General features: G+C 69.8%; 10 protein-coding genes. 5 read left to right on the top strand and 5 right to left on the bottom strand.

The window, feature by feature from the left end:
- Window positions 1–84 precede the first annotated feature (84 nt).
- The 5 genes from K8640_RS15730 (at window position 85) to rimO (ending at window position 5,270) form a co-directional block, all read left to right on the top strand.
- A complete protein-coding gene (locus K8640_RS15730) occupies window positions 85–447 on the top strand; it encodes a hypothetical protein (protein ID WP_223747764.1) in 363 nt (120 codons plus the stop codon).
- 105 nt (window positions 448–552) lie between these two features.
- Window positions 553–2,193 (top strand): ribonuclease J, encoded by a 1,641-nt coding sequence (locus tag K8640_RS15725; RefSeq protein WP_223747763.1) that lies wholly within the window; start codon window positions 553–555, stop codon window positions 2,191–2,193.
- Between the two features lie 24 nt (window positions 2,194–2,217).
- Window positions 2,218–2,715, top strand: a complete 498-nt coding sequence (locus tag K8640_RS15720) for a YajQ family cyclic di-GMP-binding protein (RefSeq protein WP_046711562.1) — start codon at window positions 2,218–2,220, stop codon at window positions 2,713–2,715.
- An 8-nt stretch (window positions 2,716–2,723) separates the two neighbouring features.
- Window positions 2,724–3,839: a hypothetical protein gene (locus K8640_RS15715; protein ID WP_223747762.1), complete on the top strand. Its 1,116-nt coding sequence runs from the start codon at window positions 2,724–2,726 to the stop codon at window positions 3,837–3,839.
- 33 nt (window positions 3,840–3,872) lie between these two features.
- Window positions 3,873–5,270 carry a 30S ribosomal protein S12 methylthiotransferase RimO gene (gene rimO, locus K8640_RS15710; protein ID WP_255653149.1) on the top strand — a complete coding sequence of 466 codons (1,398 nt, stop codon included), beginning with the start codon at window positions 3,873–3,875 and terminating at the stop codon, window positions 5,268–5,270.
- Between the two features lie 284 nt (window positions 5,271–5,554).
- On the opposite strand, the gene K8640_RS15705 is transcribed toward rimO, so the two are convergent.
- The 5 genes from K8640_RS15705 to rpmA all read right to left on the bottom strand — a co-directional run bounded on the left by K8640_RS15705 (window position 5,555) and on the right by rpmA (window position 10,705).
- A complete protein-coding gene (locus K8640_RS15705) occupies window positions 5,555–7,312 on the bottom strand; it encodes a hypothetical protein (RefSeq protein ID WP_223747760.1) in 1,758 nt (585 codons plus the stop codon).
- On the bottom strand, window positions 7,260–8,117 hold the full coding sequence (locus K8640_RS15700; protein WP_223747759.1) for an outer membrane lipoprotein carrier protein LolA: 858 nt from the start codon (window positions 8,115–8,117) through the stop codon (window positions 7,260–7,262). The genes K8640_RS15705 and K8640_RS15700 overlap by 53 nt, the downstream gene beginning before the upstream one ends.
- Window positions 8,118–8,194: 77 nt before the next feature.
- Window positions 8,195–8,875: an RNA methyltransferase gene (locus K8640_RS15695; RefSeq protein WP_046711558.1), complete on the bottom strand. Its 681-nt coding sequence runs from the start codon at window positions 8,873–8,875 to the stop codon at window positions 8,195–8,197.
- Window positions 8,876–8,879: 4 nt separating this feature from the next.
- Window positions 8,880–10,304 (bottom strand): GTPase ObgE, encoded by a 1,425-nt coding sequence (gene obgE / locus K8640_RS15690; RefSeq protein ID WP_223747758.1) that lies wholly within the window; start codon window positions 10,302–10,304, stop codon window positions 8,880–8,882.
- A 128-nt stretch (window positions 10,305–10,432) separates the two neighbouring features.
- Window positions 10,433–10,705: a 50S ribosomal protein L27 gene (gene rpmA, locus K8640_RS15685; RefSeq protein WP_046711556.1), complete on the bottom strand. Its 273-nt coding sequence runs from the start codon at window positions 10,703–10,705 to the stop codon at window positions 10,433–10,435.
- Between the last annotated feature and the right edge of the window lie 10 nt (window positions 10,706–10,715).

Raw genomic sequence — 10,715 nt, 5'->3', positions numbered from 1 at the left:
CAAGCACCTTCGCGCCGGCCTCGCCCGATACTCCCCATGCAAGCCTTTTCACTGAAGGCACCGCACGCGATGGGGGATTGCGTCATGAGCATCGACAAGCCATCGAAGTCCGCCGCCAGGATGGGGCCACGCCCGGCCACCTCGAAGCCCACTCCCCCGGCGCCCCGGCCCGCGTCACCGAAGACGGGAGCCCCCTCGACCCCTCGCCGGGACAGGTTCGACGGGCACAGGCTGGAGGGCGCGGGGCTCCCCATCCGACTCTCCGGGCAGCCCCCTCGCCCGTTCCTGAGGCTGCCGCTCAGGCCCTGGACGCCTCACTCGAAGCTGGAGCCCTGGAGCGGCGTCCCCCAGAAGCCCTGGCTGCGCTACCCGGACCTCTTCGGCACCGGCGCCACCGCCCGGCCCGCGTCGCCCTGCGGCTGCGGCCTGCCCATCCGTCTCTCCTAGGCCGCCCGCCGTCCAGGTTCATCGCCGGGGTCCGCGGCCCCTCCATGGATGTCACGGCGAAACTTTCCACCGCGCGAGGCGGGGTGAGTCCTTAGACTCCCCCAAATGCTTCAAGTCATTCCCCTGGGCGGCCTGGGAGAAATCGGCCTCAACTCCCTGGTCATCGCCTGCAACGGGGAGATGCTGCTCATCGACGCGGGCCTGATGTTCCCCTCCGAGGGGATGCCCGGCGTCGACATCATCATCCCGGACTTCACCCACCTGAAGCAGAACGCCGCCTGCCTCAAGGGCGTGGTGCTCACGCACGGCCACGAGGACCACCTGGGCGCGCTGCCCTACCTGCTGGGCGAGGTGAATGTGCCCGTGTACGGCACGCGCTTCACGCTGGCCATGGCGCGCCACCGGCTGGACGAGCTGGGCGTGGAGGCGGACCTGCGCGAAATCGAGCCGCGCGAGCCGTTCAACGTCGGCACCATGTTCAAGGTGGAGGCCAGCCGCGTCACGCACACCGTGCCGGACGCGGTGGGCTTCATCATCCGCACGCCCGAAGGCACCTTCATCCACACCGGCGACTTCAAGCTGGACCCGGACCCCATCGACGGGCTGCGCACCGACTTGGAGCGCTGGGGCGAGGCCGGCGAGGAGGGCGTGCTGTGCCTCTTGTCGGACTCCACCAACTCCGAGCTGACGGAGGAGACCGGCAGCGAGCGCGTGGTGGAGCAGACCTTCGAGCGCCTGTTCCAGGGCGCCACCGGCCGCATCGTCGTGGCCCTGTTCTCCTCCAACCTGCACCGCGTGCGACATCTCCTGACGCTCGCGGAGAAGCTGGGGCGCAAGGTGGCCCTGCAGGGCCGCAGCATGCAGCGCAACGTGGAGATGGCGCGGCAGCTGGGCTACCTGGACGTGCCCGACTCGCTCTTCGTGCACCTGGACACGGTGCCGCTGCTCCCCGCCCAGCGCGTGCTCGTGCTCACCACCGGCGCGCAGGGAGAGCCCCGCGCGGGCCTGTCGCAGCTCGCCTCCGGTGACGGGCCGCTGAAGGTGGGCCCCGGAGACCTGGTGGTCCTCAGCTCCCGCCCCATCCCCGGCAACGAGCGCGGCGTGGGGGCGTTGATCGACCAACTGCACTGGCGGGGCGCGAAGGTCGTGTACGCCCAGGTGGAGCCCGGCGTTCACGTGTCCGGCCACGCCAGCCGGCCCCAGCAGCAGCGCGTGCTGGAGCTGGTGCGCCCCAGCCACTTCATCCCCGTCCATGGCGAAGGCCGCCACCTGCACCGACACCTGGCCACCGCCCGCGAGGCCGGCCTGGAGCCCGCGCAGTGCCTGCTGGCCCAGGACGGCGACGTCGTGGGCTTCGAGGAGGGCCGGGGCCGCTTCACCGGGAGCGTGCCCTCCGGCCGCATCTTCAAGGACCGCTTCGGAGGCGGCATGGTGACGCCGGACACACTCCACGAGCGGGTCCGCCTGTCGGAGACGGGGCTGGTGGCCGCCGTCGTGGTCCTGCAGCGGGGCACGCAGCAGCTGGTGGGCGGCCCCCAGCTGTCGGGCCAGGGCCTGTCGCTGGATGAACAGGTGCTGCTGCCCCGGGTGGCCCAGGACGCCCGGGCGCTCTTCGAGGAGCTGTCCGTCCAGCTGCGGGGCGACGACGCCCTGGTGCGAGAGGAACTCACCCGGGTGGTGCGCCGTGCGTTCCGGCTGTACAGCTCCAAGCGCCCCCTGGTGGTGCCCATGGTCGTCAGGGTGTAGGTGTGTTAAGCGCCGCTGTTGCCCATGCCCTCGTTCGACGTCGTCTCGAAAATCGACATCGCCGAGCTCGACAACGCGGTCAACCAGACCAAGAAGGAGCTCAGCACCCGCTATGACTTCCAGGGTGCGCAGGCGGACGTAGTCATCGCCCCGGACAACACGGCCATCACCGTGAAGGCCAACAGCGAGGACCACGTCAAGGCCGCCAAGGTCGTCCTGCTGGCGAAGCTGGCCAAGCGCAACATCAGCTTGAACGCGCTCGACTACGGCGACATCGAGAAGACGGGCCTGCACAACGTGAAGCAGGTCATCAAGCTCCAGCAGGGCATCCCGGTGGAGAAGTCCAAGGAGCTGGTGAAGCTCCTCAAGGATTCGAAGATGAAGGTGCAGGGCTCCATCCAGGCCGACCAGCTGCGAGTCACCGGGAAGAACCGGGACGACCTCCAGGCCGCCATCGCCCTGTTCCGCAAGGAGCAGGACCGACTGAAGCTGGACATGCAGTTCACCAACTTCCGCGATTGATAGAAGCCATGCGAGTCGCTGCCCTGTCCCTCTGCTGTCTGCTCTGTGTCCCGGCCATTGCCTCCGCGCAGGACGAAGCCCTTCCCCCGCCCCGGCCGTCCAAGCTGGTGCCCAACATGTCCAAGCCGCCGAAGCTGCAGGGCGGCCTGAAGGGCTTCGCCTCGCCGCTGACGCTCAAGTCCACGGACGTGTCCGGCGCCAGCGCGTCGTTCACCGCCAAGGTGGGCTTCCGCAAGGACACGCTCTACGTGGGCGTGGACGCCAAGGATGACCAGCTGCTCGCGGGCGACACCGTCACGCTGTCCATCTACTTCCCGGACACGGGCCCGCTCACGACGGGCTACACGTGGCGCTTCGGGTTCGACGGCAAGCGGGACTCGGGCGCGACCAGCGGGACGCCGGAGTTCGCCCAGCAGAAGGTGAACGGGGCGGTGGAGCGCCGGGGCACCACGCTGTCGCTGGTGGCGGCGGTGCCGGTGCGCGCGCTGCCGCGCTTCCCCTCCATCGACCCGATGGTGATGGACGTGTGCATCACCTACGAGGACCAGGACGGCGAGGGCAAGGGCGTGCCCGTCTCCAACTGCCAGAGCGGCACCATGGTGGGCGAGGCGCTGCGGCTGCCGGACGAGCCGCGCAAGGCGCTCAAGCTCAAGCCGCCCGAGTCCGTGACGGCGCTGGAGCCCGCGGCCACCGGCTGGCTGGGGTGGGACCTGCTCAGCTACCCGGCCTGGGCGCAGGGGGACGAGGAGCTGTCCCCCGAGTCGCTGCGCGAGCTGGTGGTGGGCAAGCCCGTGGACGCCAAGTCGGTGAACGTGAACGTCCCCGAGTCCCTCAGCCTGACAGGCGAGCTGTCCTTCGTGACGGTGCTCTCGGGGAAGAATCCATATGCCGTCGCGGGTCAATGCGACGCCGAGACGGAGCTGCGGTTGGGGCTCTACCTCGTGACGGGGAAGACGGCGCGGCGAGTGCTCGAGTGGCCGGCCGCCACCTGCGCGCTGGGGCGCGCGTCCTCGGTGGAGCTGGACGAAGAGGACGGGCTGACCATCCGTTACTCGAACGGCGCGATGATGAACTTCGTTTGGAGTGGGGACCACTTCACGCGAACCGAACTGGGAAGCAGGTAGACCGCAGTGGAAACCACCAAGAGCCTGTACATGATGACCCTCGGCTGCCCGAAGAACCGGGTGGACTCCGAGGTGATGCTCGGCACGCTGAAGCACCGCGGCTACACGCTGGTGCAGGAGGCCTCCGAGGCGCAGGTCATCGTCGTCAACACGTGCGCCTTCATCGGTCCGGCCAAGCAGGAGTCGGTGGACTCCATCCTGGAGATGGCCGAGCTGAAGAAGTCGGGGAGCTGCAGCACGCTGGTGGTGACGGGCTGTCTGTCCCAGCGCTACGGCGAGGAGCTGGCGAAGGAGATGCCGGAGGTGGACCACTTCCTGGGCACCAGCGCGTACGCCCAGATTGGCGACCTGCTGGCGGCCGAGGCGTCGCCGCGTCAGGTGATTCCGGACCCCGACTACATCCACGACGCCGACACGCCGCGCATCAACTCGATGCCGAAGTACACGGCGTACCTCAAGGTGTCCGAGGGCTGTGACAACGCCTGCGCGTTCTGCATCATCCCCACGCTGCGCGGCGGGCAGCGCTCGCGCACCATCGAAGACATCGTCATCGAGGCGAAGCGGCTGGCGGACAGCGGCGTGCAGGAGCTGAACCTGGTCGCGCAGGACCTCACGGCGTACGGGCATGACCTGCCGGGCCGCCCGAAGCTGCACGATTTGCTCAAGGCGCTGGTGAAGGTGGACGTGCGGTGGATCCGCCTGCACTACGCCTACCCGCGCGTGTTCCCGGACGAGCTCATCGAGGTGATGGCGGCGGAGCCGAAGATCGCCCGCTACCTGGACATGCCGGTGCAGCACGTCAGCGACAAGCTGCTCTTGTCGATGAAGCGCGGCCGCAACTCGGAGTTCCTCAAGGGGCTGCTCACCAAGCTGCGTGAGCGCGTGCCGGGGCTGGTGATGCGCACGTCGCTCATCGTGGGCCTGCCGGGTGAGACGGAGGAGGACTTCGAGATGTTGAAGGAGTTCGTGAAGACGCAGCGCTTCGAGCGCCTGGGCGTCTTCCAGTACTCCGACGAGGAGGGCACGGCGGCGTACGACCTTCCCGACAAGGTGCCGCAGAAGATCATCGAGCGCCGGTGGCGCGAGGTGATGGCCATCCAGAAGCGCATCAACCGCGAGCAGAACAAGAAGCTCGTGGGCAAGCGGCTGGAGGTCCTGGTGGAGGGCCCGGCGCCGGAGACGGAGCACCTGCTGGTGGGGCGCCACCAGGGGCAGGCGCCCGAGATTGACGGTCTGGTCTACATCAACGACGGCCTGGCGTACCCGGGTGAGCTCGTCACCGTGGAGGTGACGGAGGCGCACGACTACGACCTGGTGGCGCGCGTGGTGGAGCGGCCGGACCCGAAGCAGCGTCAGCACGTGGCGCGTGACGCGCACCCGGCCCCCGTGCCGGTGGTGCCCGCGCCCCGGCCGGTGACGCGGCTGGAGTAGACGTGAAGCATCCCGGGCCGCGCGCCTTTCGCGACGTGGCCCGGGCGTCTGGCTGTCTGGGGTGAGGTGCCTGGAGGGAGCGTGGCTCCTCGGCACCGCGCGCCTCGGGGCAGCTCACCGTCTTCGCGACGGAGCCCCGAGGAAGGACCCGGTGATTGGAGGGTGCAAGGCTCCTCGACAGTGCCGCGCCGTCGCGAAGCCACCGGCCCGTCATGCGCTACAGGTCCCGCCCGCTCACGCGGGTGCACGGGGCCTCGGCGCGTGTCACGCGAGCCCGCGCGCGACTACCGAGGGTCCTCGGGCTCCAGCTCGCGCTCCTCGGGCGGGGGCTCGCGCGAGGTCTTCTTGCGGGATGGCGCCGCGACGCCTTCTCCGAGCGGCGTGGGCTGGCACTCGCACACCGTGCGGCGCGTGGCCGTCTCGGTGACGAAGGCGCACGCCGTGGGGCACTCGGGCTGACGTGCCTCCTCGTAGAGGGACAGCCGGAAGTCCTTCGCCTGCGTGAGCGCGGCGTGGCACGCGGGCAGCGATTGCGCCAGGGAGGGCCAGGGCAGACGGTGCTGCGTCGTGAGACCTCGGCTGGTGGCGGGGAAGCTCAGGCCCACCGCGCAGCCCGGCTCCAGGCGCTGCCCCTCCGCGCCCACCGGCTCCAGGTGCACCCGGCCTCCCTCTGGGAGGTCTCGGAACACCGCGCCGACCACCGAGACCGTCCCGTCCGGCTCGCGGCGCACATGGAGCCCGTAACAGGCCTCCTCGCTGAAGACACCGTGTGCATCCGCGCAGCGCTGGCGCGGTGTCAGCCGTGAAGATGGAGCTCCCGACGGGCTGGAGACCTCCCGAGAGACCTCCGCCGGTGTGGCCGCCGGCCCGGGTCTCGATACGTCATGCGTGTCCTCCAACGCGGCTACGGACCCTGGCGCTGGCGTGGAGAGGCCGTCGGGACGAGCCCCCTTCGACGAGGCGCCTCCTCCCGACGCGATGCCCGAGTCGGGAGAGCTGCCCTGCATCCGCCCCACGCTCTCCACGTTGTCCGGGCCGAGCGCCTCGGTGCCCCTCGACGCTGAAGCCTCGGACGCGAGGACCCGGGGCCTGCGCAGCACCAGCACCCCGCCCTTCGCGTCCAGCGTCGCGGTGAAGCGCCCCCAGACATCCGGGCCCAGTCGACCGAGGCTGCTCGGTGAGTCCCATCGCCCCGCCGCTTCGACGACGAGAGGCCGCACGCCCACGCCCTCCGCCACGTCCACCGAGTCCACCGCGAAGGTGCGTGGCGGCAGGTTCGCCGCCGTCTCCAGCGGCTGCAGCCCCTGCGCCTCCGCGGGCCCCAGGGCGATGCGCGAGAAGGGCTCCCGCGTCGACAACACGAACGGGCCCGTGAGCTCCGACTCCCCCTGTGCCACCCGAGCGGCCAGCAGCGGCCAGTCCCCCACCGGCTCGCGGCTGAGTTCCACGCGGTGGACCTCCCGCGCCGCGTCCGACGCGGAGGTCTCCGCCACATACGCCTCCCGCGACCGAGAGGCCGTGAAGGTCACCTCGCGACGCAAGGGGTCCACGGTGAGCGCGTAGGGCTCCAGCACGTCCGAGCCCAGCGTGACCGAGCAGGGCTTCTCCCCGGACACGCCCGCCGTGCGCAGCGGCACGGACGCGCCACCCACCGTGAGCGCGGGCAACGGCACCACCGGCCAGGCACGAAAGCCCCCGGCGATTTCGGGCGCGCGCACGGTGCCCTCGGGCGGAGGGATGCCGCCCTCGAAGCACTCCTGGGAGACCATCGACAGGGGCCGCGCCACGTCCAGGACGACGGGCACCGTCCGCGTCCCCAGCTTCCCCGCCACCGTGAGCCTCAGCGCGGGCGAGGCCAACAGCGGCAACGTGCGGCCCACCAGCACCTCGGTCCGGGACGACGGGCCGGGCGCCACCTCCCGGTGACATCCCGAGCCCACCACACCCAGACACAGCCAGAGCAGGAACGCGCCGCGCACGCCGCGCAGGTTACTGCTTCTTCTGCTTGGTGAAGTCATCCACGCGCGTGTCGTCCGGGACATCCAGCTTGAAGCTGTCCGCGGCCAGGCCCACGTTCGTCTTCAGGTTCACGAAGGAGATGGTGTTCTCGCTGCCATCCGGGTCCACCACCGTGCTCTTCAGCACCTGGGCCGACGCCGGGTCCACCTCCAGCCGCACCTGCTTGAAGCGCGGCTCCTCCTTCAGGGGGTTCAACACCAGCAGCGTCCCCTTGCAGTCCTTGCAGGCGCCCTTGGTGATGGCGAACTCGTCCGCGAGCCGCCCCTGGCCGAAGAGGAACGTCACCGACGCGGACAGCTGGCTGGTGTCCACGCTGGCCACCGTGAGCGACTGGGCCGCGGGGTCGTACGCGTAGACCTTGTTGCCGGCCAGCACGAAGGTGCGCGCGGAGGGCGTCTGATACTCCCACCGCATCAGCCCCGGCTTCTTGTACGTGACGACGCCCTCCGACGACTGCGTCCGGCGGAAGGTCTTGTACTTGTAGTCCTGCTTGAAGCTCGCCCGGAAGTCGCCCGTCTTCTCGTAGAACGCCTGCATCCGGTCGACGAGCGTCTTCACCTCGGGCGTCATCGGCGTGGCCGGCTTCGCCGCGGGCTTCGTCTCGGCGGCCGGCGCGGGCGTCGTGGCCGGCTTGCCCGGCGCCTGCGCGGGAGCGGCCTGATTCACACCGGAGGGCGCCGGAGTCTTCGCCGCCTCGGACGGGGTCACCAGGGGCTTTCCAGCGCCCGCCGGGGCTCCCTGGACCACCGTGGCGGCCGGAGCAGGAGCGGAGGACTGCGGCACGGCTTGCGCGGACAGGAGCGTGGCGAGCAGGGTTTCCAGGAACATGGCGTGCGTCTCCAGGAGGGCAGGTAGGCCCCCGGCGTCCATCTACCCCATACCGACGCGCCCCGGGGGGCCGGCATTCATGGCTGCTTCTTGAAGAGCCGCTTCCTCTGTTTGATGGCCAGCACGTAGAAGCGCTCGCGCAGGGCCTGGGCCTCCTCGGGCGGCAGGTCCCCCGAGCCGCCTTCCAGGTGCTCGTCCCGCCAGGCAATCGCCCGGCTGACGCACGCCGAGGCGGCCGCGGAGATGTTGAGGCTCTGACTGAAGCCCTTCATCGGCACCCAGAAGGTGCCGTCCACGGCGTTGAGCACGTCGTCGCTGACGCCGTAGCGCTCGTTGCCGAGGACGATGGCCACCTTCTGGTCGAAGCGCAGCGAGTAGAGGCTGGTGGCGCCCTCGCGGATGGCCGAGGCGTACAGCTGGAAGCCCCGCGACTTCAGGTGCTCGCGGCACTCGGCGAAGGACTTGTACAGCTTCACGTCCAGCCACTTGTCACAGCCCTGGGCCACCCTCGAGTTCGGCAGGAAGGGAGCCTCCGGGTTGATGACGACGTGCACCTCCTGGACGCCCATGGACTCGCAGGTGCGCAGCACCGCGGCCATGTTGAAGCTGTCCTCCAGCCGGTCCAGGACCACCGTGAAGTTGCGCGTGCGCTGGCTGACGACGCGGTCGATCTTCTCCTTGCGCACGTCGAGGAGGAACTGCTCGGGCTCCAGCTTGTCCTTCTCGAAGCGCTCGTAGCGAGGGCCACCACCGGACATCGGATCAGCGCCTCCCGCCCGACTTCTTCGCCGGGGCCTTCTTCGCGGCCGGCTTCTTCGCCGGAGCCTTCTTCGTGGCGGCCTTCTTGGCCGAGGTCTTCTTCGCGGCCGGCTTCTTCGCCGGAGCCTTCTTCGCGGCGGCCTTGGTGGTCTTCGCCGCAGCCCTCTTCGCCGCGCCCTTCTTCGCCGGAGCCTTCGCGCTCTTCGTGGCCGGCTTCTTCTTCGCGCTGGCGGCCTTCTTCGCCGGAGCCTTCGTGCTCTTCGCCTTGGCGACCTTCTTCGCCGGGGCCTTCTTCGTGCTCGGAGCCTCGCTGCCCGAGAACGCCTCGCGCACCGCCGCGATGGTCGCCCTGGCCACGGAGGCCCCGGACTTCCTCGCCGCGCCCTTGGCCCGAGGCGGCGCCTCCACGTGGAGCTTGTCGGTGCGGCCGGTGAACAGCACCTCCGCCACCGCGTCCATCAGCGCCTGCATCCCCTCACCCGTGGCGCACGACACCGGGAACACGCGGATGCCGCGCTCACGCAGGGCCTCCGTGAAGGGCCCCAGCCGCGCCTGCGCGTCCGGCAGGTCCTGCTTGTTCGCCGCGACGACCTGGGGCCGCCTCGACAGCTCCTCGCTGTACTTCTCCAGCTCCCGGTTGAGCACGTCGAAGTCGTGCAGCGGCTCGCGCCCCTCGCCCTCCGCGCCCATGTCGATGAGGTGGATCAACACCTTGCACCGCTCCACGTGCCGCAGGAACTGGTGCCCCAGGCCCACGCCCTCGCTGGCGCCCTCGATGATGCCGGGGATGTCCGCCATGACGAACGACAGGTGGTCCTTGTACTGGACCATGCCCAGGTTGGGGGCCAGCGTGGTGAACGGGTAGTCGGCGATCTTCGGCCGCGCCCGGCTCACCCGCGAGATGAACGTGCTCTTGCCCGCGTTGGGGAAGCCCAGCAGGCCCACGTCGGCCAGCAGCTTCAGCTCCAGCCGCAGCGTGAACTCCTCGCCCTTCGTCCCGTCCTGGGCGAAGCGCGGCGTCTGCCGCGTCGAGGTCGCGAAGTTCATGTTGCCCAGGCCGCCCCGCCCGCCCTTCGCCGCCTCCCAGACCTGCCCCGGCTGGCTCAGGTCCACCAGCAGCTCCTCCGTGGCGTGGTCCTTCACGAGCGTGCCCACCGGCACCTTGAGGATCATGTCCTCCGCGGCGCGACCGTTACAGTCGTTGCCCATGCCGTGCTCGCCACTCTTCGCGCGGTGGTGCTGCTGGTAGCGGTAGTCGAGCAGCGTGGTCAGCTGCGGATCCGCCACGAAGATGACGGAGCCACCGTTGCCGCCGTCACCGCCGTTGGGACCCCCGCGCTCGATGAACTTCTCACGGCGGAAGGACACACAGCCGTTACCGCCATCGCCCGCCTTCACGAAGATGCGGACCTCGTCGACGAACTTCATGAAAGCTCTCCTGAAAAACGCAGAGCGGGCCGCCTCACGTCCTGTGCGCCAGAAGGCGCGGGGACGGGAGAAGCGACCCGCTCGTGGATGCCGCGCGGCGACCGGCCCTCAGAGGGGCCGGGAAACCGTCAGGCGCTGGGCTGCTCAGCGGCCGGGTAGACCGAGACCTTCTTGCGGTCGCGGCCCAGGCGCTCGTACTTCACCACGCCGTCCACCACCGAGTAGAGGGTGTAGTCGCGGCCGAGCTTCACGTTCGCGCCCGCGTGGATGACCGTGCCGACCTGGCGAACCAGGATGCTGCCGGCCGAGACCTCCTGGCCTCCGTACACCTTCACGCCGCGGTACTGCGGATTGGAATCGCGACCGTTGCGCGAAGAACCCTGACCTTTTTTATGGGCCATGACACCTTGC

Origin of the sequence: Myxococcus sp. XM-1-1-1 (genome assembly GCF_020037095.1) — a bacterium.
Taxonomy (GTDB): domain Bacteria; phylum Myxococcota; class Myxococcia; order Myxococcales; family Myxococcaceae; genus Myxococcus; species Myxococcus fulvus.
Note: the sequence above shows the minus strand (reverse complement) of the source record. Positions and strands in the feature narration are given on the sequence as shown.